The sequence below is a fragment of the Streptomyces nymphaeiformis genome, assembly GCF_014203895.1.
GTDB lineage: Bacteria > Actinomycetota > Actinomycetes > Streptomycetales > Streptomycetaceae > Streptomyces > Streptomyces nymphaeiformis.
The window spans coordinates 193,592-218,597 of sequence record NZ_JACHJY010000004.1 but is presented as its reverse complement, the minus strand read 5'-3'; the positions used below and the strand labels follow the sequence as shown (position 1 = coordinate 218,597).

Genomic DNA, 25,006 nt, shown 5'->3' with positions numbered 1-25,006 from the left:
GAACAGCATGCCGGACCCCGCCGCGCGCGATGCCGCCGAAGAGGCGTCGGCCTTCTCGCACCCGGCCGTCGCCCCGGACGCCACCGCCGCGTACGGCGACCACCCGGACCAGGTGGTCGACTTCTACGCGCCGCGTGACGGCCGCACCCGGGCCCCGCTCGTCGTCGCCCTGCACGGCGGCGCCTGGCGGGCACCGTACGACCGGCAGCATCTGACCCCGTTCGTGGACTTCCTGGCCCGCCGGGGCTTCGCCGTGGCCAGCGTCGAGTACCGGCGCGGGCCCGGCCTCCCCCACCAGGGCGGTACGTCCCCGGTCGCCGGGCGCTGGCCGGAGACCTTCGACGACGTGGCGGCGGCGCTCGACGCCGTACCGGAGCTGGTCTCCGCGCACCTTCCACAGGCCGACCCGCGGCGGACCGTCCTCACCGGCCATTCGGCGGGCGGCCACCTCGCGCTGTGGGCCGCCGCCCGGCACGTCCTGCCCGCCGGCTCCCCGTGGCGCCTGCCGGACCCGCCGGAGCTGCGCGGGGTCGTGGCGCTCGCCCCGATCTCCCACTTCGGGCGGGCGGTGGAGCTCGGGGTGTGCGGCGGCGCGGTCACGGAACTCCTGGGCGGCGAGGCGGAGTACGCGGCGCGCGCGGCCGCGACGGACCCGTCCGTCCTCCTTCCGACCGGCATCGCGACCACGGTCGTCCAGGGCCGCGAGGACATCGTCGTGCCGTACGCGGTGGCGGAGGCCTACGCGGAGGCGGCGTCGAAGGCGGGCGAGGAGGTCGGCCTGACGCTCCTGGAGGGCATCGGCCACTTCCCGCTGATCGACCCGGCGGCGGACGCGTGCGCGGTGGTGGCGGAGGAGATCGCCCAGCTGGCCTGGTGAGCGGCGGAGTGAACGGCAGAACCGGAACATCGGATTCCCCGGGATTTCCGTACAACCCTTCGAACTGATCGCGAGTCTCATCGGGCACGGCACTCCCGTGTCCGATCTTCTCGTGGGGGTTCACCTTGCAGTTCCGCACCACCGGCAGCCGTCTCGCTCTGGCCGTCACGGTCGTCCTCGCCGCCACCGCCCTGGGCGCCGGCACCCTGGCCACCGCCCCGGCCGCCTTCGCGGCCACGTCGGCGACGGCCTCCGCCGACCAGGCCACCGCCGCTCCCGTCTTCCCCGAGGGCTCCACGCTCGGGGGCATGGGCGCCACCGGTTTCCTCAGCTGGTCCTTCGACCAGTCGTACAACCGGACCCTGCTCTGGACGCCGTACGACGGCGGGAAGTCCCACCGGATCCAGGAGCCCGAGGACGGCGGCTTCGCCATGTCCGGCGGCGACGTCGTCGTCCTCGGCGACGCGAGCTGGACCGTCCAGATGCGCAAGCTCACCCTGCGGAACACGGCCAGCCCGTTCGCCGCGGACGTCGACATCGACCTCACCGCGCTGAAGGGCAACTACGTCGCCGTCCTGAGCCCGACGAGCGTCCTCGCGCAGATCACGCACGACGACGGCACGGCGGAACTCCACGTCGTGACCAAGAACGGCACCACGACGACCAGCCGGAAGATCGCCGGTCTGCCCGCCGACGCCACCGAGTTCACCGGCTCGACGGTCAAGGACGGCCACATCCTCGTCGGGTACGCGACCGGCCCGGCGGACGCGCGGACCGGCGGCCGGGCGCTGATCGACCTGACCGCCGAGAAGGCGACCGAGACCTACGCCTCCGTCGAGTCCGGGTACGACTTCACCAGCCTGATGTTCTCCGGCTCCCACGTCGCCTGGCTCGACTACGCGGCCGGCACCGGCCTGTACGTGACGTCCGTCGACCGCACGACGCACGAGGTCAAGAAGACCGTCATCGGCTCCCGCCAGACCTCCTGGTACTACGAGCTCGTGGGCGGCTCGCTGGTCTACGGCAACGCGTCGACCCCCGCCAAGGCCGTCTCCCTCGCCACCGGCGCGGTCACCGACCTCGGCGTCACGGCCTCGGCCTCGGCCGCCTCGGCGGACGGCAGCGCGGTGCTCCAGGGCAGCCGGGCCGCCGACGGCAGCGGTCTGTTCCGCGTCGCGGCCGCCGCGGACGGCACCCCGGCCGTCACCAAGCTCGCCGCGACGGGCACGCCGGAGGTCTGGGAGCCGCTGGCGATCCAGCAGGTCCACGTCCCCGACACGGCGGATCTCGACAAGACCGGCGGCAAGGTGACCCTGGGCTGGACGCTGTCGCGCGCCGACGCCTACCTGGACGTCACCCTCACGCACACCGCCACCGGCAAGGAGTTCACCAAGCGCCTGACCGCCCCCACGAGCGGCACGCTGTTCTCCTTCGACTGGGACGGCGTCATCGCCGGCCTGGACGCGCCGAACGGCACGTACGCCGTCGAGGCCGAGGCGACGCCGGTCGACGGGATCGGCGAGCCCGCCTCCCAGGGCTGGCTCATGAACGTCGTCCGGACGGCCGACCCGCACGACTACACGAACAACGGCTCCACCGACGTCCTCGCCCGGGACGCCGCCGGCGTGCTGTGGCGCGACGACCTGCGGGACCGCCCGGTGAACGGCCAGGTCAAGCCCGCGCTGCGGACGAAGATCGGCAGCGGCTGGAACACGTACAAGCAGATCGAGTCCGTCGGGAACGTCGGCGGTGCCGCGACCGGCGACCTGATCGCGGTCGACACGGCCGGCGTGCAGTGGCTCTACCTCGGCAAGGGCGACGGCACCTTCGCCCCCCGCGTGAAGGTCGGCACGGGCTGGCAGATCTACAACAAGATCGCCGGCGGTTCGGACCTCGACGGCGACGGCCGTCCCGACCTGGTCGCCACGGACAGCGCCGGCACCCTGTGGTTCTACAAGGGCACGGGCAACTACGCGAAGCCGTACGCGGCCCGCGTGAGCCGCGGCGGCAGCTGGCAGGTCTACAACCAGCTCACCGCCGTCGGGAACATCGCCGGCTCGGCCGCCGGTGACCTGATCGCCCGCGACACCTCCGGCGTCCTCTGGCTCTACCAGGGCAACGGCAGCGGCGGCTTCTCGCTCCGCGTGCGGATCGGCGGCGGCTGGGGCGCCTTCTCCCAGCTCGTCGGCGCCGGCGACCTCGACAACGACGGCCGCCCGGACCTGATCGCCTACGGCTCCGGCGGCACCTACGTCTACCGCTCGACGGGCGTCGCCACCGCCCCCTTCAGCCGCCAGACGACGTCGCTGTACGCGGGCGAGGGCACCAAGTTCACCAGCGTCCTCTGAGGGCTGCCCTAGTCCTCAAGGGGGACCCGGAAGGATCCGCATCCAGCGGGACGACCGGGTCCCCCCGCCACCCGTACGGTTTCGGTGTGACCCAGACACAGTCCCCCGAGACGAGCCGCAGCCCCGAGTTCCGCCTGGTGCAGGTGGCGCTCGGCGGGCTGCGCCAGGAACTCTTCCACGACGCCTTCGCCTACCGGCCGCTCCCGCGCATGGACGTGAACAGCGGGCCGACGCGGTTCCTGCCGGAGCGGATACGGGCCTACGCCGGTCTGCTGCCGCACGCGGTCGTCGCCTTCGCGGCGCTGATCGTGTTCATGGTCGGCCTCGCGCGCTACAGCGGCGCCATCGGCCCCATCGGGCTCGTGTCCGCCCTCGCGCCGGCCGTGATCGTGCTGCTGACCCTGGTCCGGCCGGTCCTCTCCTTCTGGGCGTCGCTCGGCACGACGCCGTTCATCGGCTACCTCTCCGGCTTCCTCAGCGGCTGGCCCTGGGCGGCCAACTCGTTCGCCGCCCACCTCGTGGTCCTCGCCGTCGTCGCCGCCCGCACCCGGCCCCGTACCGCCGTGTGGATGTGGGTCGGGACGGCCGGCTACGCGGTCTTCGCCGAGACCTTCCTCGGGATGGGCAGCGGTACCGACGCCATCCCGATGCTGTTCGTCGCCGCCCTCGTCCTCCTCACCGTCACCGTCTTCCAGGTCCGCCGCCAGGCGACCCGCGAGGTCACCGCCCAGCAGACCGTCACCGCGCAGGAGCGTTCGAAGCGGACCCTCCTGGAGGAGCGGACGACCATCGCGCGGGAGCTGCACGACGTCGTCGCCCACCACATGTCGGTGGTCGCCATCCAGGCGGAGGCCGCGCCCTACCGCGTGGAGAACCCGCCGCCGGAGCTGGAGCAGGCCTTCCTCACGATCCGGGAGAACGCCGTCGCCGCGCTGACCGAGCTGCGCCGCATCCTCGGGGTCGTCCGCGCCGAGGACTACGAGGCGCCCGACGCCCCGCAGCCGACCCTCGCCGATCTGGACGCGCTCGTCGGCAACGTCCGCGAGGCCGGGCTCGACGTGGAGAAGACCGTGACCGGCGCGGTGCGGGAGCTGCCGCAGGGCGTGGAGCTCTCCGCGTACCGGATCGTCCAGGAGGCCCTGTCGAACGTGCTCCGGCACGCGCCCGGCGCGGCGGCGAAGGTCGAGGTCAGCTACGTCCTCGGGGGCCTCGGCCTGCGGGTCGCCAACGGCCCGGCGCGCGGTCTGGTGAAGCCTTCCCCGGGCGCAGGGCACGGCATCACCGGTATGCGGGAGCGTGTCACGATGCTCGGCGGGGAGATGACCGCCGAGGTCACCGACGACGGTGGGTACGAGGTGACGGCCTTCGTCCCCGTGAGCCGTGAGGACATCCGTGAGGGGGCCGGACAGTGATCCGCGTACTGATCGTCGACGACCAGATGATGGTCCGCGAGGGCTTCTCCGTGCTGCTCGGCGCGATGCCGGACATCGAGGTCGTCGGCGAGGCCGTCAACGGCCGGGAGGCGATCGCCCAGGTCGCCGCCCTCCGCCCCGACGTGGTCCTCATGGACATCCGGATGCCCGAGCTGAACGGCATCGAGGCCACACGGGAGATCGTCGCCGCCGACGCGGACGCGAAGGTGCTCGTCCTGACGACCTTCGACCTCGACGAGTACGTGTACCAGGCGCTGCGCGCCGGGGCCTCCGGCTTCCTCCTCAAGGACGCCTCGGCCCGGCAGCTCGCGGACGGCGTCCGGGTGGTCGCGGCCGGCGAGGCACTGCTCGCGCCGACCGTCACCAAGCGGCTGATCACCGAGTTCGCGAAGGCGCCGAGCGCCACGCGCCCGCCCGCGATGGCGCAGGTCGGGGAGCTGACCGAGCGGGAGACGGAGGTCCTCGTCCTCATCGCGCAGGGCCTGTCGAACGCCGAGATCGCCGACCACCTCGTCGTCGCCGAGTCGACGATCAAGACCCACGTCAGCCGGATCCTGGTGAAGCTGGGCCTGCGCGACCGCACGCAGGCGGCGGTCTTCGCGTACGAGGCGGGGCTGGTGCGGGTCGGCGGCTGAGGCGCCGGCACGGGGGCGGCGCCCGGGGTCCGGGGGTAGCGTCCGTCCATGGACGCTGTTGACGCTGTGTACGACCCCTGGTCGCCGGAGTTCGTCGCCGATCCCTATCCCGCCTACGCCCGGTTGCGCGCCGCCGGCCGCGCGCACTGGCACGGCCCCACCCGCCAGTGGCTGATCCCGCACTACGAGGACGTGTCGGCGCTCCTCCGGGACCGGCGCCTGGGCCGCACGTACACCCATCGCTTCACGCACGAGGAGTTCGGGCGGACGGCACCGGACGCCGCCTTCGAGCCGTTCCACACGCTCAACGACCACGGACTGCTCGACCTGGAGGCGGCCGACCACACGCGGATCCGGCGGCTCGTCTCGAAGGCGTTCACCCCGAAGACCGTGGAGAACCTGGCGCCGACGGTACGGCGCCTGGCCGCCGACCTCGTCGGGGGACTGGTCGCGGACGGCGGCGGCGACCTGCTCGCCCGGGTCGCCGAACCCCTGCCCGTCGCGGTGATCGCCGAGATGCTCGGCATCCCGGCGGAGGACGAGGAGCGGGGGCGGCTGCGGCCCTGGTCGGCGGCGATCTGCGGGATGTTCGAGCTGAATCCCTCGGAGGAGACGGCGCGGCGGGCGGTCCGGGCCTCGGTCGAGTTCTCGGACTATCTGCGGGAGCTCATCGCGCGGCGGCGGAAGAGCCCGGGGGAGGACCTGATCTCCTCCCTGATCGCGGTCGAGGAGCTGACGGAACAGGAGATGATCTCCACCTGCGTCCTGCTCCTGAACGCCGGCCACGAGGCCACCGTGAACACCACGGTCAACGGCTGGTGGACGCTGCTGCGGGAGGGCGTCCGTCCGGATCCCGAAAATCTGTCCACAGCTGTGGAAGAACTTCTGCGCTACGACACCCCGCTCCAGATGTTCGAGCGCTGGGTCCTCGACGACATCGAGCTCGGCGGCGTCACCCTCCCGCGCGGCTCCGAGGTCGCCCTCCTCTTCGGCTCCGCCAACCGCGACCCCGCCCGCTTCGGCCCCACCGCCGACGTCCTCGACCTCGAACGGGCCGACAATCCGCACATCACCTTCGGCGCCGGCATCCACTACTGCCTCGGCGCCCCGCTCGCCCGCCTCGAACTGCACGCCGTCTTCGGCGAGTTGCTGCGACAGGCGCCGGGCCTGAAGCTCGCGGCGGAACCGGTGTGGAAGCCCGGGTACGTCATCCGGGGCTTCGAGGAGCTGCTCGTGGAGGTGTGAGGTCATGACGCCTCCGCCAGGGCCTGGCGGAGGCGGGTCGCGTACGCCTCCGGGTGGCTGGTGTTGCCGTTGTGCCCGCCGGGGAACTCCACCAGCTCCTCGCCGACGAGCTCGGCCAGGGAGACCGCGCAGAGGTGGTCGAAGACGGTGCGCGGAGTGGTCCGGCCGACGGCGGGGACGATGCGCGTGCCGGAGTGCGCCAGTGCGGCGGGGTCCAGCGCGGCGGGGTCCAGGGTGTCGTGGACGATCGCGGTGAAGTCGTGGCGGATGAAGTGGTCGAAGTTGGCGACGCGCAGGGCGTTCAGCGGCTGGGGCGTCAGGCCCGGCTCGGCATCGGTGCGGGCCGGGTCTATGCCGAGGGTCCGGGCGATCTCCGGCAGCGCGACGGAGAGGCCGTCCCGGCGGTACAGCTCCTGGAGGGCGGTGAGCTCCCGCTCGTGGTGGGCGCGCTCCCGCGCGGGCAGCAGGCGCGGGGCGACCGGCTCGTGGGCGACGAGCATCCGGATCAGTCCGGGGTGGCGCACGGCGGTGTGCAGCCCGATGACGGCTCCCAGGCTGCAGCCGAGCATCAGGGCGGGCGTGTCCGTGAGGGCGGTGAGGAGGCGGTGGACGTCGTCGGCGTGCTCGACCAGCGTCGCCCCCCGCTCCGGTGCGTCGAGCCGGCTGCGGGAGAGGCCGCGACGGTCGTAGGTGATCACGCGGTAGGAGTCGGTGAGCCGGCGGACGAGGTCGGTGCTCCGGTCGGCGTCGCCCTCGCCGCTCTGCGAGATCAGCAGCGTCGGGCCGGCGCCCCGGACCTGGTAGTGCAGGACGGCCCCGGGGACGTCGAGCGTGCCGTCGATCGCGGTCGCGGTCGTGGTCGCCGTGGTCGTGGTGCCGGTCATGGTTCTCCCCCTCCATGTGCGGCGGGCGTCGCGCCCTCCGTCTCTCCTCGACGTTATTCCATCCAATTCGATACATCAACCCCGATGCATCAAGATGGATGAATCGAATCGGATGTAGTTTGGCGGGGTGAATGGAGCCGAACTGTTCCTGCTGGGCCGCGTCCTGATGAAGCTCGGTGAGGAGTCGCTGCCCGAGCCCCCCGGCGGCGAGGGCCGGTACGCCGGCAGCGCGCGCCTCGTGCTGATCGTCGCCGGTGACATCGCCGCCCACCCCGACAGCGCCGTCGGCGAGATCGCCGCACGGACCGGGCTGCCGCAGAGTCAGGTGTCCACGGCCGTGGCCCGATTGAAGGAGGCCGGTTCGGTGCTGGCCGTCCCCGACCCCGCCGACCGGCGCCGGGTGCTCGTCCGCCCGGCCGCGGAGGCGTCCGAGCGCGTGGCGGAGGTCAGGGCCACCCGGATCGAAGGCGCGCTCGCCGCGGCGCTGGGGTCGGACGACCCGCAGCGCCTCCGGGAGGTCACGGAGGCGCTGGAGGTACTGGCCCGCACGCTCATGCCGTCGTCGCGGGCCTGACGCGTACGGGCCTGAGGTGTACGGGCCGCCTCCGGCATCGCGGGCCTGAGCCGTACGTCACGGGCCTGAGCCGTACGTCGCGGGCCTGAGCCGTACGTCACGGGCCTGAGCCGTACGTCGCGGGCCTGAGCCGTACGTCGCGGGCCTGAGCCGTACGTCACGGCCTGAGCCGTGCCTCGCGGGCCTGAGCCGTACGTCGCAGGCCTGAGCCGGAGCAGGAGTTCTCAGCTCAGCATGTCCCGGCGTCGCAGCCCCGCGAGCCCCGCCGCCGTCAGGGCGGCCGCCAGGGCCGTCAGGATCAGGACCGGGGTCCAGGCCGTCTCCGGGCCCGGCAGCTTCGGCAGGTGGCCGAAGGGGGAGGCGTCGAGGACGGCCTGCGGCAGGCCGAGGGCCGGGCCGATCCAGCCGAGGGCCAGGCAGAGGCCGGCCACGCCCCACGCGGCGGTCGCGGCCTTCGGGGCGACGCCCCAGAGGAGCACGGCGAGCCCGGCGAGCGTCCACACGGCGGGCAGCTGGACGAGTGCGGCGCCCAGGACGGGGCCGAGGTCGTGCCCGTACGAGAGGGCGAGGCCGAGTCCGGCGAGGACCAGGATCAGGGCCGAGCCGCCGAGGGCGATGACCAGGTGCCCGGCGGCCCAGCGGAGCCGGCCGAGGGCGCCCGCGAGGAGCGGTTCGGCCCGGCCGGAGGTCTCCTCGCCGTGCGGCCGCAGCACGGAGCCGACGGCGTACAGCGCGGCGAGCATCCCGAACAGGGACACCATGGTGGCGAGGAAGGCGTCGGTCAGCGCGCTCTGGCCGCCCATCCGCTCGAAGATCTCCCGGGCCCGTTCGTTGTCGCCGACGATGTCCGCCGCGCCCTCGACCATCCCGCCGAAGACGAGCCCGCCGAGCAGGAAGCCGAGCGACCAGCCGAGGAGCGTGCCGCGCTGGAGCCGCCAGGCGAGCGCCCCGGCCGTCGCGAGCCGCCCCCGGGCGGGGCCGGGCCGGGTCGCGAGGAAGCTCGCTCCGACGTCCCGGCGGGCGGTCAGCGCGTACGCGACGGCCGTCTGGATCAGGACGGCCCCGGCGATGACGAGCAGCACCCACCAGCGCTCGCCGGCGAAGGCGCGGACGTGTTCGGCCCAGCCGATCGGGGAGACCCAGGTCAGGACCGATTCCCCACCCGCCGTCCCCGCGTCGCCGGCCGCCCGCAGCGCGAACGCCAGGCCCAGGACGGCCGCCGACAGGCCCTTCGCGAGCCGGGCGCTCTCCGTGAGCTGGGCGGCGAGCGCGGCCGTGGTCGCGAAGACCATGCCGGTGCCGCCGATCGCCAGACCGAGCGCGAGCGCCCCGGCCGTTCCCTGCCCGGCGAGGCCGGCGGTGACGACGAGGGCGACGGCGGCATTCATCACGAGCGCGGCGAGGAGCGCCGCCGTCAGCGGGGCCCGGCGGCCCACCGCCCCGGCGGACAGCATCTCCTGACGGCCCGTCTCCTCCTCCTCGCGGGTGTGCCGGACCACCACGATCAGGCTCGCGACGGCGGCGAGGACCGCGCCGAAGGTGCCGAAGCGCCAGGCGACGAGCCCGCCGAGGGAGTCGCCGAAGACGGGCCCGTACATCGCGCGCATCGAGCTGTTGGCGGTCATGGAGGCGGCGAGCTCGGCCCGCTCGGCGGCCGTGCCGTACAGACCCTGCAGGGAGCCGGCGCCGCTCGCGACCATGCCGCCGGTGACGAGCGCCCAGACGGGGAGCATCAGCCGGTCGCGGCGCAGCGCGAGCCGGGTGAGGACGCCGGTGCCGGCGAGGTTCATGACGCCACCTCGTCCGTGTAGTGCCGGAGGAAGAGCTCTTCCAGGGTGGGTGGGGTGGAGGTCAGGGAGCGGACGCCGGACGCGGTCAGGGAGCGGAGGACGGCGTCGAGCTTGTCGGTGTCCACCTGGAACTTCACGCGGCCGCCCTGCGCGTCGAAGCCGTGGACGCCGGGCAGGTGGGCGAGGCCGTTGGGCGGTCCGGCGAGTTCGGCGGTGACGCTGGTACGGGTCAGGTGGCGCAGCTCCGCGAGCGAACCCGACTCCACCGTCCGGCCCTTGCGGACGATGCTGACCCGGTCGCAGAGCGCCTCGACCTCGCTGAGGATGTGGGAGGACAGCAGCACCGTCCGCCCCTGCTGCCGGGCCTCCTCCACGCAGCTCTGGAAGACCTCCTCCATCAGCGGGTCGAGGCCGCTGGTCGGCTCGTCGAGGACGAGCAGGTCGACGTCGGCGGCGAAGGCGGCGACGAGTGCGACCTTCTGCCGGTTGCCCTTGGAGTAGGTGCGGCCCTTCTTGGTGGGGTCGAGTTCGAAGCGCTCGATCAGCTCGGCGCGCCGGGCCTTGTCGAGTCCGCCCGCCCGTCGCCCGCCACCACCCTGCCTGACGCGCTTCGCGCGGCCGCTACCCTCCCCGCGCAGCCGTCCGTACAGGTCGATGACCTCGCCGCCGGACAGGTTGCGCCAGAGCGTCACGTCGCCGGGGACGTACGCGATCCGGCGGTGCAGCTCGACGGCGTCCCGCCAGGGGTCGCGGCCGAGGAGCCGGGCGGCGCCGGCGTCGGGCCGCAGCAGGCCCAGGAGGACGCGGATGGCGGTCGACTTGCCGGCGCCGTTGGGGCCGAGGAAACCGTGGACCTCGCCGGTCTCGACAGTGAGGTCGAGGCCGTCGAGGGCGTGGGTGCGCCCGAAGGACTTGTGGAGTCCGACGACGCTGATTGCCTTCGTCATGCTTCAGAACGTACGCTCATTTCACAAATTTGTGAAGTTAAGGAAACGCGTGAATCCGCGCTTAGAGTGGGGAACATGACGACGACGCCCAAGGAAACGACCGGGGAAGAGGCGGTCTCCCGCTTCGTCGAGCGCTTCGCGGCCGAGATGACCGCCGCCGGCATGCAGCGGATGGCGAGCCGCGTCTTCGCCGCGCTCCTCGCCTCGGAGACGGCCTCCATGACCTCGGCCGAGCTGGCCGACCAGCTGCGGATCAGCCCGGCCGCCGTCTCCGGCGCGATCCGCTACCTCTCCCAGGTCAGCATGGTCAGCCGCGAGCGCGACCCCGGCACCCGCCGCGAGCGGTACGTCCTCCACAGCGAGCTCTGGTACGAGACGTTCACCCGCCGCGACCAGACCCTCACCCGCTGGGAGAAGGTCCTCGACGAGGGCGCCGCGACCCTCGGGACGGACAGCGCGGCGGGCCGCCGCGTCGCGGAGACGGCCGAGTTCTTCGCCTTCCTGCACGGCGAGATGGCCGGGATCATGGACCGCTGGCGCGCCCACAAGGACGCGCAGGAGAGCTCCTCCTAGGTTTCCAGCGGCGGGGCGAGCCGCTCCAGGAGCGTGGCGAACTCCGGCCGGCCGTCGTCCCCCCAGAGCGGTCCCGCCGGCCACAGGGGGCGCCCGCCGATCCAGGGCACGACGAACGGCCTGCGGCCGTCCGGGGTGGAGTCCTGCCAGCCGTGCAGGCGGACGGTGCCGACGGGCAGGGCCGGAAGCCCGCGGCGCGGCTCCTTCCGCGGACCGGGCGGAACCAGTGCGAGCACCGCGTCGGGCCGGGCGTGCAGGCCGCCGAGCGCCGGGAACAGCACGAGGACGGGCGCGCCGCCCTCGGGGTGGTACAGCAGGACGTACCGGCGGAGGTGGGGCGGGTAGGAGACCGCGGCCCGGGCCAGCACCCGCGCGGCGGGCAGGCCGACGGTCAGCAGCCGGTAGCAGGAGTACACGAGGGCGCCCAGGACGAGGACGCCCACGGCGCCCAGCTTCAGGGCGTCCGACCCCGTGGGCCCGGTCAGCGCGACCGCGCCCACGGCCGCGCAGAACGTGAACGCGACCACCACCGGAGGCACCCCGGCGGCCCGCCGCAGCCCCCGCACCCGCCACCACGGCACCTTGCGCACGTCCGCCTCGGGGCGGAGCGCCTTGTCCTGGGGCCTGGCCTGCCGCTGCGCGTGCGTGGCGAGCACGGCGTAGGTCGGCAGGTCGAGCCGTACGGGACGGGGGCCCAGGGGGACACCGTCCGCGGTGACGGGCCCCGGGCCGTGGACGGGGCTGTCGTCGGAGCCGTCGGCGGGGCTGTCGTCGGCGTCGGGGTTGTCGTAGGGGCCGTCGTAGGGGGCGGCGTGGATGCGGTCGTAGGGGTCGTAGAGGTCGTCCACCGCGGCGGGCGCGGGCAGCGGCTCCTGCGGCTGCCGGGGCGCCGCCCGCCGCATCAGCCCCTCCGACTCCGCCTGCGCGACGAGCCGCCGCCGCACGCGGTCGCCGCGCAGCGGCTTCGCCCAGATCAGCGGCCCGCCGCCGGGCGGCGTGATGACCCCGCCCACGCGCGGGTCGCCGCACCACCACAGCACGCCGTCCGGACCGGGCCGCACCAGCTCGTACCGCTGCCGCGTCGCGATCACCGTCAGCGGCCACGCCTCGGAGCCGTCCGGGGCGCGCAGGACGAGGCTCGTCGCGTGCCCGGTGCGGGCGACCGCCGCGGCGGGGTGCGCCGACCAGACGCCCGCGCCGAGGGCCCGCCGCATCCGCCGCGCGTTGAACCGCGAGCCGGTCCCGAAGCCCAGACAGAGGATTCCGAGCACGAAGAGCCAGGAGGCCACGTCGGAGGCCCAGGTGTCGGTGACCGGCGACGAAGCGCCGACGGCCAGGACGAGCGTCACCACCCCCGCGCCGATCAGCCCGTCGGCTCTTCGCCGGTACCGCTCCAGTTCCGCCGCCGTCGCCTCGACGTCCAGCGCAGACGCCGTCGCAGACGTCGTTCCACCCGCCATCGCACTTCCCCCACCCCACCGGTCAATGTGCCTCGACCCTAGGCGGCATCCAGGGGCAGCGTCAGCCCCCAGGCCCCCGGCCTGACCGTCCACGTCCGCCGCCGCACCGGCCCCGAGAGGCGGCCGTCGGCGCGGTAGCGGAAGTCGGGGCCCGAGACGGTGAGGGTGCGGGCGGTCGCGTGCCGCGCGGGGGACGCGAGCGGGCGGACGGTCACCTCCGCCGTACCGCCCGTCGAGCGGACCGACAGGCCCTCCACCGGGGCGTCGACATCGGCGAGCAGCACCCCGTCCGCCTCCACCCGGAGCCGGGTCGCGGCCGCGACCGCGGGCGCCGGGCGGACCAGCGTGCGGACGAGGGAGCGGCAGGTCCCCCAGACGGACGGCGCCGCCGGGGCGAGCGCGGGCACGCCCGGCACCAGGAGGTCGCCGAGGACGACGCCGTCGCTGTCGTCGACGAGCAGGTCGAGGCGGCGCACCGCACCGTGCAGGACCGCGCGGGCCGCTGCCGGCGTGGCGCGCGGCACGCCGAGCGCGTGAGCCACTTCCAGGGCGTCCGGGGCACCGATGGGGACGAGCGAGAGGGCCCCCTCGGCGAGCTCCCGCTCGCGGTGCAGCAGGGCCACCGCGCGCAGCAGCGCGCGGTCGTCGCCGAGGACGACGGGGCGCCGGGAGCCGCGCCTGGCCAGGGCCCGGGAGAATTCCTCGGGGCCGTCCGGCAGGCAGATCTTCGCTTCCGCGCCCGCGGACAGGACATCCTTCGCGATCCGTACGGACTCGCCGTCACTTCGGCGGGCGACCGGGTCGACGATGACCAGCAGCTGGTCGTGATCCGACACCTCGGTCCTTCCTCGGGTAGCATCTTTGTGCAAGAGCCCCTTGCGCTATTGCGCCAGGGGCTTCGTCTATTCCGGGGCACACCGGTGAGGCGGCGTACGCCCCCTGACCTTGGACATGCCCCGCCCGGAAGGGGTGTACGCCTGTGCCCGCACTTGTGCTGCTCGGTGCTCAGTGGGGTGACGAGGGCAAGGGAAAGGCCACCGACCTGCTCGGTGGATCCGTGGACTACGTGGTGCGTTACCAGGGCGGCAACAATGCCGGCCACACGGTCGTCGTCGGCGACCAGAAGTACGCACTGCATCTCCTCCCTTCCGGAATCCTCTCCCCGGGGTGCACCCCGGTGATCGGAAACGGTGTCGTCGTCGACCCGGCGGTCCTGCTCTCCGAGCTGAGCGGACTGAACGAGCGCGGCGTCGACACGTCGAAGCTCCTGATCAGCGGCAACGCCCACCTGATCACCCCGTACAACGTCACGCTCGACAAGGTGACGGAACGGTTCCTCGGCAAGCGCAAGATCGGCACCACGGGCCGCGGCATCGGCCCGACCTACGCCGACAAGATCAACCGCGTCGGCATCCGGGTCCAGGACCTGTACGACGAGTCGATCCTCACCCAGAAGGTCGAGGCGGCGCTCGAGGGCAAGAACCAGCTGCTCGCGAAGCTGTACAACCGCCGCGCCATCGACGTGTCGCAGATCGTCGAGGAGATGCTCCAGTACGCGGAGCAGATCAAGCCGTACGTCGCGGACACCACCCTGATCCTGAACGACGCGCTCGACCAGGACAAGGTCGTGCTGTTCGAGGGCGGCCAGGGCACCCTGCTCGACGTCGACCACGGCACGTACCCCTTCGTCACCTCCTCGAACCCGACCGCGGGCGGCGCCTGCACGGGTGCGGGCGTGGGCCCGACGAAGATCAGCCGCGTCATCGGCATCCTCAAGGCGTACACGACCCGCGTCGGCGCCGGCCCGTTCCCGACGGAGCTGTTCGACGAGGACGGCGAGGCGCTGCGCCGCATCGGTGGCGAGCGCGGTGTCACCACCGGCCGTGACCGCCGCTGCGGCTGGTTCGACGCGGTCATCGCCCGCTACGCGACCCGCGTGAACGGCCTGACGGACTTCTTCCTCACCAAGCTCGACGTGCTCACCGGCTGGGAGCAGATCCCGGTCTGCGTCGCGTACGAGATCGACGGCAAGCGCGTCGAGGAGCTGCCCTACTCGCAGTCCGACTTCCACCACGCGAAGCCGATCTACGAGATGCTCCCGGGCTGGTCGGAGGACATCACGAAGGCCAAGACCTTCGCGGACCTCCCGAAGAACGCCCAGGCCTACGTGAAGGCCCTGGAGGAGATGTCGGGCGCCCCGATCTCCGCGATCGGCGTCGGCCCCGGCCGCACGGAGACGATCGAGATCAACTCCTTCCTGTAGGAGCACGCGACGAAGGGCCCGCACCCCGGTTCACCGGGGTGCGGGCCCTTCCGCGTGTCCGTCAGCCGTCCAGCTTCGTGTCCCGTCCCACCTTGTCCCATGCGGTCAGGTCCGCGCGGACCTGGTCCAGGTGGGCGTGGATGGCGTCGATCGAGTCGTCGCCGAGGGCGAGGCGGAGGGGGGTCTCGTCGGCGGCGAGGGCCGTGAGGACCGCGGCCGCGGCCTTCGCCGGGTCGCCCGCCTGGGTGCCGGCGCCGGTCTCGACGTAGGCGCGGGTGGCGCCGACCGTGTCGGCGTAGTCGGCGACGGTGTCGGCGCTGAAGCTCTTGCCGGTGCCGAAGAGGCTCGTGCGGAAGGCGCCGGGCTCGACGATCAGGACCTTGATGCCGAGCGGGCCGACCTCGGCGGCGAGCGCCTCCGACATGCCCTCCAGGGCGAACTTCGTCGCGCTGTACGCGCCGAAGCCGGCCAGCGACATCTGGCCGCCGACGCTGCTGAGCTGCACGATCGCGCCGGAGCGGCGGGCCCGCATGTGGGGCAGGACGGCGCGGGTGAGGGCGGCGGGGCCGAAGACGTGGACGTCGAAGAGGGAGCGCAGGTCCTCGTCGGAGGTCTCCTCGACCGAGCCGACGTGGGTGCGGCCCGCGTTGTTGACGAGGACGTCGACGCGGCCGTGGCGCTCGACCAGCGCGGTGACGACCCGGTCGACGGCGGCCGTGTCGGTGACGTCCAGGGCGACCGGGTCGACCTGGTCGGGGTGGGCGGCGACCAGGTCGTCCAGGCTCTCGGTGCGTCGGGCCGCGGCGACGACGACGTCGCCCGCGGCGATCGCCGCCTCGGCGAAGGCGCGTCCGAAGCCGCTGTTGGCGCCGGTGATCAGCCAGACCTTGCTCATGTTCGTTTTCCCCTGCTGTTCGTTCGCTCGCTGTCCCAACAAGCTTGGGACGGCGTGGCGTTGTTAGTCCAAGATCCGGCGTGATAGCCCATGGTTATGGATGTGCACGGGCGGGACCTCCGGTACTTCGTCGCGGTCGCCGAGGAGCTCCACTTCACGCGCGCCGCCGAGCGGCTGTACGTCTCGCAGCCCGCGCTCAGCAAGCAGGTCCGCGCCCTGGAACGGCAGCTCGGTGCGCCCCTCTTCGACCGGGACCGGCAGGGCGTGGCCCTCACCCCCGTCGGTACGGCCCTGCTGCCGCACGCGCGGGCCGTGCTCGCCGCCTGGGAGGAGGGCGAGGCGGCCGTGGGCCGGGCCAGGGCGGCCGCCGACGGCACCCTCGTCGTCGGGATGAGCACCAGCCCGGGCCGCGGCGGGCTGCTGCCCGCGATCCGGTCCCGGTTCACCGAGGCGCGCCCGGAGGCCCGGCTGCGGCTGCGCCAGGTGGGCTGGGAGGACCCGACGGCCGGCCTGGCGGACGACACCAGCGACGTGGCCTTCGTGTGGCTGCCGCTGCCCGGCGCGGACCGTTTCCGCTGGGTCGTCGTCGCCACCGAGCCCCGGCTCGTCGCCCTCCCCGAGTCCCATCCGCTGGCAGCCCGCGACGGCCTGGACTTCTCCGAGCTCCTCGACGAGCCCTTCCTCGCCCTCCCCGCGACCGGTCCCGAACTCCGCGACCACTGGCTGGCCGTGGACGCCCGGGGCGGCCGCCCGCCGGTCGTCGGCGCCGAGATCGCCAGCGCGGACGAGACGTACGAGGCGCTGGTCGACGGCCTCGGTATCTGCCTGGTCGCCGCCGGGAACGCGCCGGTCCTCACCCGCGGCGGCGTCGTCACCCGCCCCGTCCGAGGCGTCGCCCCGAGCCGCTTCGCCCTCGCCTGGCGCGCGGCCGACCCCCGCCCCCTGGTCCACGACTACGCCCGCGCGGTGTCCGAAGTCGTCTCCCGCGAGGCCTGAACTCGCCTTGTGGGGCGGGTGGTTCGGCTGCGTAATGAGGGGCACGTCACAGCGGTTCCATCTCGGGGGGACGCATGGGAACGAACGAAACGCCGCCGCCGAAGCCGACGCGGCCGCCGAATCCGGCGTCGCCGCCGTCGAGACCGTGGCAGGAGCCGGAGCGGGCGCTCGCCTCCCGGGCCGCCTCGGCCGCCCTGCCGCCCCGGCAGGGTCTCGTCATCAGCAAGCGGCTGCTCTGGGTGCACGGCGGCGCCTATCCGCTGGAGAACATCGTCCGCGTCTACACATTCGTGCTCCGGCCCCGGCGCGGCGAGGCCTTCTTCCGCTTCCTGAAGCGGGGCGGTGCGACGATCGCGCTGTTCCTGTTCCTGCTGTACGTCTCGGACTCGTCGTCGAGCTCGTACAGCAGCAGCGACGCCGAGGGCTTCCTCGGGATCGCCCGGGTCCTCGTCCTGGCCCTGCTGATCTACCTCTTCGCCGACATGGCCTCCGTGGTCTTCGCCCGGTCCCACTACGTCCTCGCCATCGAGACGAACGGGCGGTCCACGGCCCTGGTGACCGGGGAACGTGACTACCTGAACCAGCTCGTCCGCTCGATCGCCGAGGCGATCGACCAGCCGGACGCCGAGTTCCAGGCGTCGGTGGGGACGCTGATGGTCTCCAACTACGGCAACTACTTCTTCGGAGACGCCGTGAACATGTACGGCGGCAGCGGCAACACGGGGGTGGCGAAGTGATGGCCGGGGACGACTACTACGGCGACGTCGTGAACATGAACCAGACCCACAACAGCGTCGGCATCGACAAGCGGACCGTCGTCACGGGCGGCTCCGGCGCCGAAGTCGAGCGGGCCGTGCGGGAGTTGCTGCCGCTGCTCCAGGAGCTGCGGGGCGGCCTGGGGCCGTTCGCGACGCAGGTCGTGGAGGCCGCCGAGCCGGAGATCGAGGGCTCCGCGGGCCCGGAGGCGCGCCGCGGCGCCCTGGAGCGGGTCGGCGGGATCCTGGAGTCGGTGGGTCCGGCCGGCGCGGCCGCGCTCGCCCTGGTCCACCAGATCCTGGGAATGCTCGGCGGCTGAGCGGCACAGGAGAGCCTCAGGACCGGTAGTACTCGTTCGGTTCGCCGTCGAGCATCGGGTAGAGGAGGAGCCGGTCCTTGCCCTTCAGCTTGTCGACGACCATGAAGCGGGAGAGGCCCTCCTGGCATTCGCGGTCCCAGGCCGTCGTGTCCCGCTGGCTGGGGCCGAGGACCAGCAGGTCGCCGGAGCCTCCGAGGACGGCCGTGGTGCCGCAGGACCAGTCCTCGGAGGTGTTCACGCCGTCGATCGTGCGGGGGTAGCCGTCGATGACGCTGATCACGGGCGCGCCGACCGGGCCTTGGGTGATCGTCACCTCCGAGGTGAACCGGCCGTCGTCGGCGCCGTACATCTCGGGCGCGGGGATGCGCGACCAGTGGCCGAGGAAGCGGGCGGGGACGGCCGCCGGTCCGCTCCGGGCCTTGCGGAGGGTGGTCTTCACGGTGCCCGAGGTCCATTCCAGGACCTCGGGGGAGCGCAGGGTGAGGGTCTGGCGGGCGGCGGCGGTGCAGCCCGTGGCGGGGACGCTGGTGGTCACGACGGACTCGCCGTAGACGACCTTGTCCTCGTCGGCCGAGACGAGCCGCGAGCGGCCCATGCACAGCCGGTTCTCGGCGACCTGGACGTAGATGCCGCTCTTGGAGCCCGCGGCGCCCTGGGTGATCTCGATCCGGGTGGTCTCCCGGGGGGACTCGGGCGAGCCCTGGAGGACACCCTCCCAGGCGCCGAGGAAGGCGGTGGGGACGATCCCGTGGGGACGGCCTCCGCCGCCCTTCCCGTCGCCGCCGCCGCCGGGCCAGTAGGTGTACGCGGCGGTGGCCGCCGCCGCGACGGCGAGGCCCGTGACGGCGGCGAGGAGTGCGGTACGGCCCCGGCGCCGGCGCGGGGCGGGCGCGGAGGGCTCGGTGTCGGCGGCCCCGGAAGGCCCGGTCCCAGAGGCCCCAGCCGTCCCAGAGGTCCCAGCCGTCCCACCCGTCCCCGAAGGCCCGGTGTCGCCGGGACCGGCCGCGCCGCCCACCCCCGCGGGAGCCCTCTCGGCGAGCGCCGCCCCCTCTGCCTCCAGCAACTGCGCCGCATGCCGCCCCAGCCGCGCCAGGACGTCCGCCGGGAGCCAGGGATCCGCGACCGGGAGGGTCTCGACGATCTCGGTCGCCGTGGGCCGGGCGGCCGGGTCCTTGGCGAGGCAGGCCCGGATGAGTCCGGTGAGCTCGGCCGGAAGGTCCGTCAGGTCGGGCTCGTCGTGGGCGATGCGGAACATCGTGGCGTGGACGCCGCTGTCCGCCGTACCGAAGGGAGCGCGGCCGGTCGCGGCGTACACGAGCACGGAACCGAGGCAGAAGACGTCCGACGCGGGGCCGACGTCGTCGCCGCGGACCTGCTCGGGCGACATGTAGCCGGGGGAGCCGACGACCGCGCCGGTGGTGGTCAGGTTGCCGCCGTCGGCGACGGTGTCGACGGCGCGGGCGATGCCGAAGTCGATGATCCGCGGCCCGTCGACGGTGAGGAGCACGTTGGACGGCTTGAGGTCGCGGTGGACGAGTCCGGCGGTGTGGATGTGGTCGAGGGCGCGGGCGAGTCCGGAGGCCAGGGCCCGTACGGTCGCGGGCGGCAGCGGCCCGAACTCGTCGCCGACGACGGTCCGCAGCGAGGGCCCGGGTACGTATCCGATGGCGACCCACGGCGAGTCGGCGGTGGTGTCCGAGCCGAGGACGGGCGCGGTGCCGGTGCCGCCGACCCGTTCGAGCGCGGCGACCTCGCGGGCGAAACGGCGCCGGAACTCGTCCTGGGCGGCCAGCTCCGCGTGCACGACCTTGACCGCGACGGTCCGCCCGCCGGCCGAGCGGGCCAGGAACACCCGGCCCATGCCGCCGACCCCGAGGCGGCCGATCAGACGGAACGGCCCGACGCTGACCGGATCTTGCGGGTTCAAAGGCTCCACGTCGCCAGAGCATGCCAGACGGCCGCGTCAGCCGTCTGCGCAGACCTTCAGCCCCTTCGGCGTCGCGCAGGGCAGGTGCCCGTGCGCGCTGATGACGTCCTGGCCGCGCCCGGACCTGAGGTAGGTGAGGAAGCTGGAGGTCAGGGAGTCGGCCGGCGGCAGGCCCCGGGTGTAGGCGTACTCGATCTCCCGGTAGGGATAGCTGGACTCGCCGAGCTCCTCCACGACGGGCCGCCGCCGGTCGACGGCCACCCGGTGCAGGCCCTTGCGCCCGTCGGTGGCGCGGAGTTCGGAGTAGCCGAGGGCGCCGGGGAGTTCGGCGACGGTGGTGAGGACCTGTTCGGTGGAGTCGAGTTCGCAGCGGATGACCTTCGACTCGGGGTCGTCGGAGGTCCGGCAGTCCTGGGAGGAGTTGGCGGGTTCGTTGCGGTCGAGGACCCGGCGCTGGAAGACCTGCCGGGTGCCGGAGTTGGCGTCGCGGCTGACGAGGAGGACCGGCTGGTCGACGCCGGGGACGAGCTGCCCCCAGTTGTGGATCTCGCCCCGGTAGATGCCGCGGATCTCGTCCAGGGTGAGGTCGTCGAGGGGGATCCCGTCGTTCACGACGAGGGTGAAGAGGGAGACGGCGACCATGTTCTCCCGCAGTTCGGGGAAGCCGCCGGGCTTGCGCCCGTCGGAGAGGGCGATGATCGCGCCCTTGTCCTTCCCGGCCTGGGCGAGCTCCCGGATCCCGGCGGTGGAGCCGTGCACGTCCACGGTCACCGTGGAGCCCTCGCAGTCCTCCTCGTACTGCTTCGCCGCCGCCCGCAGCGCGGGGGCGAAGGCCGTGGAGCCGGTGACGGTGAGGGTGCCCCGGGCGCAGCCGATGGGCGGCGGGGTCTGCTCGCGGACGATGATCGCGGCCAGGACCATGACGCAGGCGGTGAGGACGACGGTGACGTTCCGCGCGGTGGGGCTGAACCTGGCGGGCTTCTCGTCGGGCGTGGTGCTGCGGTTGCGTCGGATGGTGCCGCCGTGGAGGCTTCCGTCGATCTTGATGTCGCGGTCGGCGACGCCGCCGGAGAGCTGGACGAGCAGCTTGAAGTACTGCCCGCGTTCGAGGGCCACCTTGGGGACGAGGACGGCGTTCGCGTTCCGGCCGAGCTTCGGGGTGCGCTCCAGGTCGTCCCGTACGGACTCCCAGCCGGCCGGGATGGTGGCGACGACGCCCTGGACGGTCCGCTCGCCGAAGGTGATCTTCAGGCCGTGGGGGTCGGTCGAGGCGCCGTAGTCGTCGGAGCTGATGTCGAGCTCGCGGTCGTTCTCGATGCGGAGGAGGACGAGCGTGGATCCGTTCTCGGGCGGGGTGATGCCGACGACCTGGCCCTCCCGCACGGTCATGACCTCGCTGTCCTGGTTCTCCTCGCGGTGCAGCGGGGTGTTGAGCTGCACGCGGTAGCCGAGCCGCTTGCGCTGCGGCGAGAACCGGTCGATCCAGACGACGGCGAAGGTGACCAGGACACCGATGAGGGCCGTCCCCACGGCGATGAGGTTCTCGGGAGTTATCCACTGCATGGCCGGGACGGTACGGACGCCTGTGCGAGGGCGGGGGCGGCGTAGCGGGCGGCCACCTGGACTTCGCCCTTCGTTCAGGGAGGGCTACTCGGGTGGGCGGACAGAGGTTGCCCGGGGCCGGGGAGCGTGGATGTAATGGCCACGAGGGGGCCTTCGGTGTGAGGAGAACCCCATGCGCCACATGCGTGTCGTCGAAGTGACCGAGTACGGAGGACCCGAGGTCCTCAGGATGGCGCGCCGCCCCGTTCCGGAGGCCGGGGCCGTCCCGGGCAAGGTGCGGGTGGCCCTGAAGGCGGCCGGGGTGAACCAGGCCGACCTGCGGATCCGCGCCGGCCGGTACGCCGACGCGGTCGGCGACCTCACGCCCCCGTTCGTCCTGGGGACCGACTTCGCCGGCAGGCTGCTCGATCCCGTGCCCGGGATGGAGAAGGACACCCGTGTGGCCGGCTTCGTGCCCTGGTTCGAGATGCTGACGGGCGACGGCACGTACGCGGAGATCATCTGGGCCGACCCGGAGTGGCTGGCCCCGATCCCGGACGACGTGGACTTCACGGTGGCCGCGTCCCTCCCGCTGGCCTCGGCGACCGCCCAGCAGGGCCTCGAACGGCTCGACCTCCCGGCGGGCGCGACACTCCTCGTGACCGGCGCCAGCGCGGTGGTGGGCCGTCTGGCCGTCCAGTACGCCCACGCGGCCGGACTGCGGGTCGTGGCCGTCGCCTACGAGGGCGACGAGCCCGAACTGAGGGTCCTCGGCGTGGACCACGTCGTCACGCGCGGCCTTCCCGGGGACGTGGTCGCGAAGGTGATCGCGGGCGATCCGGACGGGGTCGACGGGGTCTTCGACGGGGCGCTCATCGGCGCCGAACTGCTCCCGGTGGTCAAGGACGGCGGCGTGTTCGCGGCGCTGGCCCCCGACCGGGTGCCGGTCGCCGAGCGGGACATCCGCGTCGAGACGGTACGGGCCGTGCCGGACGCCGCCCGGCTCGCGGAGAGCCTGCGGAAGGTCGCCGACCGGGAGCTGATCACCCGGGTGGCCGACGTCATGCCGCTGGAGGAGGTCGCGGAGGCGCACCGCAGGGCGGAGGCGGGACACCGGCCGGGCCGGATCATCCTGATGATCTGAGTGAGTGAACTGGGTCACAGGGGCGGGAAAAGGGCTGGACCTCAACTTTGGTTGAGGAAACAGGATCTCTCTCACCAGCCCCTGCGACTCAGGAGACGATCCCCATGGCCACGCTGCTCCACATCGACACGTCCTTCAGCGGCGAGAACTCCCACTCCCGTGCCGTCACCGCCGCCTTCCGCAAGACCTGGGAGGCGGAGCACCCCGAGGGGACGGTGATCTACCGCGACCTCGCCGCGGAACCGATCCCGCACCTGGAGGCGGACGCCTACTACGCCGACAGCGAGGCGCCCGCGTTCGCGCTGCGCAGGCAGCTGATCGAGGAGGCCGAGCAGGCGGACGTGATCCTGCTCGGCGCCCCGATGTACAACTACACGATCCCCTCCACGCTGAAGGCCTGGCTGGACCACGTCTTCCTCGTGGGCCGCACCTCGATCACCGAGAACCCCTCGCTCGCCGGCAAGCGCGCCGTCGTCGTCGCCAGCCGCGGCGGCTCGTACCGCGAGGGCACGCCGATGCACGGCAACGACTACGTCGAGAGCTACCTGCGGCTGACCCTCGGCGAGGTCTTCGGCCTGGACGTCACCTTCATCGTCCCGGAGCTGACCCTGGCGCCGAACGTCCCGACGATGGCCGGGCTCGTCCCGCTGTACGAGGCCTCCGCCGCCGAGTCCCGCGCGACGGCGGAGTCCCTGGCGAAGGAACTGGCGGTTCAGGCGGCCGCGTAGCCGAGGAAGGCGCTCCAGGAGGACGGCTCCACGGTGAGGGTGGGGCCGTCCGGGACCTTGGAGTCACGGAGGTGGACGGCGGCGCCTTCCGGGCGGTGGTCGTGGGCGACCTCGATGCAGTTGCCCCCGCCGTCGTCGCTGTAGCTGGACTTGAACCAGTGCAGGGTCTCGTTCATCTCCGTACTCCCGCCAACTCCTCGATGACGCCCAGCGACCTGCGCGGATCCAGGGCCTGTGCCCGGATCTTCGCATATCGCTGCCGATGGACACTGACCTTCGTCCGGTCGGTGATCAGCAGGCTCTCCCCCTGGATCTCCAGGTACGTCACGTGGTCGTGGGCCGGAGTCTCCACGATGTTCAGGTCGCCTCGGGCACCCGCGTACTCACCCCCCAACCCCGCGTCCAGCGGGAGTACCTGCAGGTTCACGTTGCTCCTCCGGGCGCATTCCGCCAAGTACACCAACTGCTCCCGCATGACCTCCTCGCCCCCGAACGGACGCCGCAGTACGGACTCGTCGAGGATGAGCTCGATCTCGCACACCGGCTTGCGATCGAAGAGCTGCTTCCGGGCCATGCGTCCGGTGACGAGCTCGTCGACCCGCTCAGGCGTCGGCTTCGGGTGCCCGCCCGCGATCAACGCCCGTGCGTACGCCTCGGTTTGGAACAGGCCATGCACCACGTGATTCGCGTACAGCCACAACGCCACCGCCTTCTGCTCGATCGGCGCGTACCCCCGGAACTGCTCCGGAAGCTTCTCCAGGCGTACGAGCTCCCGCATCTCCTCGAAGATGCCCGTGCCGCCGCCCAGGACGCGTTCGAGCTGGACCAGCATGTCGTCGCTCACCGGATGGATGAGGCGCTCCATCGCGCTGATCGCCGCGCCCGTAAATCCCATCTGGGCGCCCTCGTACTCCTGTGTCCAGCCCTTCTTCTGGCGCAATCGCTTCGCCACGGCGGCCGCCATGCGGGCCGCAGGGCCGACCGTTTCCTTGTTTTCCGCTCGTGCCATTCATGCTCCCCATTCGGACTCAACCGATCTCAACCGGTCTCAACTGCTCCCCGCCGAATTCGACTGCATGCGGGGTGCGTTGACGCAGGTCAAGGGGTTGCCGACGCGCCCGCTTCAGTCGTGGAAAACGCTAGCGTCGACGCGGGAACATGGTCTCGTGAATGCAGAGAATCGGGAAGTGAAGGTGGATTGGATTCCTGTTTCCGGATTCCAACTCCGTAAGGCGGGCGTACAATTCGACGCCGTTCGTGTGGACGGTGACGAAGGGCGGCGACTTGCCGACTGGATGGAGGCGCTGACCGGGGGAGACCCGGGTCCCGTCGTCATCGAGGCGAACGGCCGTCGGGGGGTCTATTTCCTCGTCCCGCCCGGCACCACGGCGCACAAGTCCTGGCCGCGCGGGGTGACGCGCTTCAACGCGGGCCCGGCGCACGTCAGTTACGTACCGGTCCCGGCGCTCACCGGTCGGACCTGGCCGCTGGCGTGGCGCTTCCCGCCCACGTGCCCCGGTCGCTTCGTCCATCCGCTGCTCCTGCGGAGCGCCGTGTCGGAGCTCTTCGCGGGTCAGGCAAGTAGGCCATGAGGTGACCTGGTCCCTCCCTGGCCTCGTCCCCATGAGCGACAAGGAGGACAGGACGGCGGTCAAGGCGGTCCCCGACGG

General features: G+C 72.8%; 24 protein-coding genes. 14 read left to right on the top strand and 10 right to left on the bottom strand.

All coding sequences use genetic code 11. The features are described 5' to 3' along the window. The first annotated feature begins 7 nt into the window (after positions 1–7). From GGE06_RS15035 to GGE06_RS15015, 5 genes are all read left to right on the top strand, one after another. Positions 8–877, top strand: a complete 870-nt coding sequence (locus GGE06_RS15035; RefSeq protein ID WP_116160199.1) for an alpha/beta hydrolase — start codon at positions 8–10, stop codon at positions 875–877. Positions 878–1,002: 125 nt separating this feature from the next. Further along, the gene (locus GGE06_RS15030; protein ID WP_116160200.1) at positions 1,003–3,225 is read left to right on the top strand and encodes an FG-GAP repeat domain-containing protein; all 2,223 of its coding nucleotides are present in this window, start codon (positions 1,003–1,005) and stop codon (positions 3,223–3,225) included. An 86-nt stretch (positions 3,226–3,311) separates the two neighbouring features. Beyond that, a complete protein-coding gene (locus tag GGE06_RS15025) occupies positions 3,312–4,637 on the top strand; it encodes a histidine kinase (RefSeq protein ID WP_116160201.1) in 1,326 nt (441 codons plus the stop codon). Beyond that, positions 4,634–5,293 carry a response regulator gene (locus tag GGE06_RS15020; protein ID WP_116160202.1) on the top strand — a complete coding sequence of 220 codons (660 nt, stop codon included), beginning with the start codon at positions 4,634–4,636 and terminating at the stop codon, positions 5,291–5,293. Before GGE06_RS15025 ends, GGE06_RS15020 begins: the two co-directional genes overlap by 4 nt. 48 nt (positions 5,294–5,341) lie before the next feature. Then, complete coding sequence (locus GGE06_RS15015; protein WP_184931055.1) at positions 5,342–6,538, top strand: cytochrome P450; 1,197 nt, start codon at positions 5,342–5,344, stop codon at positions 6,536–6,538. Positions 6,539–6,540: 2 nt separating this feature from the next. Here GGE06_RS15015 and GGE06_RS15010 read toward each other — a convergent pair whose 3' ends face one another. Further along, positions 6,541–7,422 carry an alpha/beta fold hydrolase gene (locus GGE06_RS15010; protein ID WP_184931054.1) on the bottom strand — a complete coding sequence of 294 codons (882 nt, stop codon included), beginning with the start codon at positions 7,420–7,422 and terminating at the stop codon, positions 6,541–6,543. 166 nt (positions 7,423–7,588) lie between these two features. Between GGE06_RS15010 and GGE06_RS15005 the strand changes: the two genes are divergently transcribed. Then, entirely contained in the window at positions 7,589–7,996 is a 408-nt protein-coding gene (locus GGE06_RS15005; protein WP_220378595.1) for a MarR family winged helix-turn-helix transcriptional regulator, read from the top strand. A 224-nt stretch (positions 7,997–8,220) separates the two neighbouring features. Here GGE06_RS15005 and GGE06_RS15000 read toward each other — a convergent pair whose 3' ends face one another. Further along, on the bottom strand, positions 8,221–9,786 hold the full coding sequence (locus tag GGE06_RS15000; protein WP_116160206.1) for an ABC transporter permease: 1,566 nt from the start codon (positions 9,784–9,786) through the stop codon (positions 8,221–8,223). Further along, positions 9,783–10,733, bottom strand: a complete 951-nt coding sequence (locus GGE06_RS14995; RefSeq protein WP_184931053.1) for an ABC transporter ATP-binding protein — start codon at positions 10,731–10,733, stop codon at positions 9,783–9,785. The genes GGE06_RS15000 and GGE06_RS14995 overlap by 4 nt, the downstream gene beginning before the upstream one ends. Before the next feature lie 75 nt (positions 10,734–10,808). Here GGE06_RS14995 and GGE06_RS14990 point away from each other — a divergent pair, with 75 nt between their 5' ends. Further along, a complete protein-coding gene (locus GGE06_RS14990) occupies positions 10,809–11,306 on the top strand; it encodes a GbsR/MarR family transcriptional regulator (RefSeq protein WP_184931052.1) in 498 nt (165 codons plus the stop codon). On the opposite strand, the gene GGE06_RS14985 is transcribed toward GGE06_RS14990, so the two are convergent. Beyond that, positions 11,303–12,766: a hypothetical protein gene (locus tag GGE06_RS14985; protein WP_184931051.1), complete on the bottom strand. Its 1,464-nt coding sequence runs from the start codon at positions 12,764–12,766 to the stop codon at positions 11,303–11,305. The genes GGE06_RS14990 and GGE06_RS14985 overlap by 4 nt on opposite strands. Before the next feature lie 38 nt (positions 12,767–12,804). After that, positions 12,805–13,635 carry a diacylglycerol kinase gene (locus GGE06_RS14980; protein WP_116160210.1) on the bottom strand — a complete coding sequence of 277 codons (831 nt, stop codon included), beginning with the start codon at positions 13,633–13,635 and terminating at the stop codon, positions 12,805–12,807. 110 nt (positions 13,636–13,745) lie between these two features. Here GGE06_RS14980 and GGE06_RS14975 point away from each other — a divergent pair, with 110 nt between their 5' ends. Then, positions 13,746–15,029, top strand: coding sequence for an adenylosuccinate synthase (locus GGE06_RS14975; RefSeq protein ID WP_116160211.1), 1,284 nt, complete (start codon positions 13,746–13,748; stop codon positions 15,027–15,029). A 61-nt stretch (positions 15,030–15,090) separates the two neighbouring features. Here GGE06_RS14975 and GGE06_RS14970 read toward each other — a convergent pair whose 3' ends face one another. Beyond that, on the bottom strand, positions 15,091–15,924 hold the full coding sequence (locus GGE06_RS14970; protein WP_116160212.1) for an oxidoreductase: 834 nt from the start codon (positions 15,922–15,924) through the stop codon (positions 15,091–15,093). A gap of 90 nt (positions 15,925–16,014) precedes the next feature. Here GGE06_RS14970 and GGE06_RS14965 point away from each other — a divergent pair, with 90 nt between their 5' ends. From GGE06_RS14965 to GGE06_RS14955, 3 genes are all read left to right on the top strand, one after another. Continuing rightward, complete coding sequence (locus GGE06_RS14965) at positions 16,015–16,920, top strand: LysR family transcriptional regulator (protein WP_184931050.1); 906 nt, start codon at positions 16,015–16,017, stop codon at positions 16,918–16,920. Between the two features lie 74 nt (positions 16,921–16,994). Then, positions 16,995–17,657 (top strand): DUF6232 family protein, encoded by a 663-nt coding sequence (locus GGE06_RS14960; RefSeq protein WP_221518119.1) that lies wholly within the window; start codon positions 16,995–16,997, stop codon positions 17,655–17,657. Continuing rightward, on the top strand, positions 17,657–17,995 hold the full coding sequence (locus tag GGE06_RS14955) for a hypothetical protein (protein ID WP_184931049.1): 339 nt from the start codon (positions 17,657–17,659) through the stop codon (positions 17,993–17,995). Before GGE06_RS14960 ends, GGE06_RS14955 begins: the two co-directional genes overlap by 1 nt. A 16-nt stretch (positions 17,996–18,011) precedes the next feature. Here GGE06_RS14955 and GGE06_RS14950 read toward each other — a convergent pair whose 3' ends face one another. Both GGE06_RS14950 and GGE06_RS14945 read right to left on the bottom strand, forming a co-directional pair. Further along, on the bottom strand, positions 18,012–19,931 hold the full coding sequence (locus GGE06_RS14950) for a serine/threonine-protein kinase (protein ID WP_184931048.1): 1,920 nt from the start codon (positions 19,929–19,931) through the stop codon (positions 18,012–18,014). Positions 19,932–19,958: 27 nt separating this feature from the next. Beyond that, positions 19,959–21,485, bottom strand: a complete 1,527-nt coding sequence (locus tag GGE06_RS14945; protein WP_184931047.1) for a substrate-binding domain-containing protein — start codon at positions 21,483–21,485, stop codon at positions 19,959–19,961. A gap of 172 nt (positions 21,486–21,657) precedes the next feature. Here GGE06_RS14945 and GGE06_RS14940 point away from each other — a divergent pair, with 172 nt between their 5' ends. Together GGE06_RS14940 and GGE06_RS14935 are read left to right on the top strand one after the other, a co-directional pair. Then, positions 21,658–22,608, top strand: a complete 951-nt coding sequence (locus tag GGE06_RS14940; RefSeq protein WP_246532571.1) for an NADP-dependent oxidoreductase — start codon at positions 21,658–21,660, stop codon at positions 22,606–22,608. 104 nt (positions 22,609–22,712) lie between these two features. Further along, a complete protein-coding gene (locus tag GGE06_RS14935) occupies positions 22,713–23,336 on the top strand; it encodes an FMN-dependent NADH-azoreductase (RefSeq protein ID WP_116160217.1) in 624 nt (207 codons plus the stop codon). Here GGE06_RS14935 and GGE06_RS14930 read toward each other — a convergent pair. Then, positions 23,321–23,512 (bottom strand): DUF397 domain-containing protein, encoded by a 192-nt coding sequence (locus GGE06_RS14930; RefSeq protein ID WP_116160218.1) that lies wholly within the window; start codon positions 23,510–23,512, stop codon positions 23,321–23,323. The two genes, GGE06_RS14935 and GGE06_RS14930, sit on opposite strands and share 16 nt — an antisense overlap. Next, positions 23,509–24,345, bottom strand: a complete 837-nt coding sequence (locus GGE06_RS14925; protein WP_116160219.1) for a helix-turn-helix domain-containing protein — start codon at positions 24,343–24,345, stop codon at positions 23,509–23,511. Before GGE06_RS14925 ends, GGE06_RS14930 begins: the two co-directional genes overlap by 4 nt. A 157-nt stretch (positions 24,346–24,502) precedes the next feature. Between GGE06_RS14925 and GGE06_RS14920 the strand changes: the two genes are divergently transcribed. Further along, on the top strand, positions 24,503–24,928 hold the full coding sequence (locus GGE06_RS14920) for a hypothetical protein (RefSeq protein ID WP_184931046.1): 426 nt from the start codon (positions 24,503–24,505) through the stop codon (positions 24,926–24,928). Positions 24,929–25,006: the final 78 nt, after the last annotated feature.

Coding starts and splice junctions, on each gene's coding strand:
- GGE06_RS14995 (WP_184931053.1), bottom strand. CDS start 10,733: ATGACGAAGGCAATCAGCGTCGTCGGACTCCACAAGTCCTTCGGGCGC.
- GGE06_RS15010 (WP_184931054.1), bottom strand. CDS start 7,422: ATGACCGGCACCACGACCACGGCGACCACGACCGCGACCGCGATCGAC.
- GGE06_RS14935 (WP_116160217.1), top strand. CDS start 22,713: ATGGCCACGCTGCTCCACATCGACACGTCCTTCAGCGGCGAGAACTCC.
- GGE06_RS14970 (WP_116160212.1), bottom strand. CDS start 15,924: ATGAGCAAGGTCTGGCTGATCACCGGCGCCAACAGCGGCTTCGGACGC.
- GGE06_RS15005 (WP_220378595.1), top strand. CDS start 7,589: ATGAAGCTCGGTGAGGAGTCGCTGCCCGAGCCCCCCGGCGGCGAGGGC.
- GGE06_RS14930 (WP_116160218.1), bottom strand. CDS start 23,512: ATGAACGAGACCCTGCACTGGTTCAAGTCCAGCTACAGCGACGACGGC.
- GGE06_RS14945 (WP_184931047.1), bottom strand. CDS start 21,485: ATGCAGTGGATAACTCCCGAGAACCTCATCGCCGTGGGGACGGCCCTC.
- GGE06_RS14960 (WP_221518119.1), top strand. CDS start 16,995: ATGGGAACGAACGAAACGCCGCCGCCGAAGCCGACGCGGCCGCCGAAT.
- GGE06_RS15015 (WP_184931055.1), top strand. CDS start 5,342: ATGGACGCTGTTGACGCTGTGTACGACCCCTGGTCGCCGGAGTTCGTC.
- GGE06_RS14990 (WP_184931052.1), top strand. CDS start 10,809: ATGACGACGACGCCCAAGGAAACGACCGGGGAAGAGGCGGTCTCCCGC.
- GGE06_RS14965 (WP_184931050.1), top strand. CDS start 16,015: ATGGTTATGGATGTGCACGGGCGGGACCTCCGGTACTTCGTCGCGGTC.
- GGE06_RS14985 (WP_184931051.1), bottom strand. CDS start 12,766: ATGGCGGGTGGAACGACGTCTGCGACGGCGTCTGCGCTGGACGTCGAG.
- GGE06_RS14940 (WP_246532571.1), top strand. CDS start 21,658: ATGCGCCACATGCGTGTCGTCGAAGTGACCGAGTACGGAGGACCCGAG.
- GGE06_RS14955 (WP_184931049.1), top strand. CDS start 17,657: ATGGCCGGGGACGACTACTACGGCGACGTCGTGAACATGAACCAGACC.
- GGE06_RS15000 (WP_116160206.1), bottom strand. CDS start 9,786: ATGAACCTCGCCGGCACCGGCGTCCTCACCCGGCTCGCGCTGCGCCGC.
- GGE06_RS15035 (WP_116160199.1), top strand. CDS start 8: ATGCCGGACCCCGCCGCGCGCGATGCCGCCGAAGAGGCGTCGGCCTTC.
- GGE06_RS14925 (WP_116160219.1), bottom strand. CDS start 24,345: ATGGCACGAGCGGAAAACAAGGAAACGGTCGGCCCTGCGGCCCGCATG.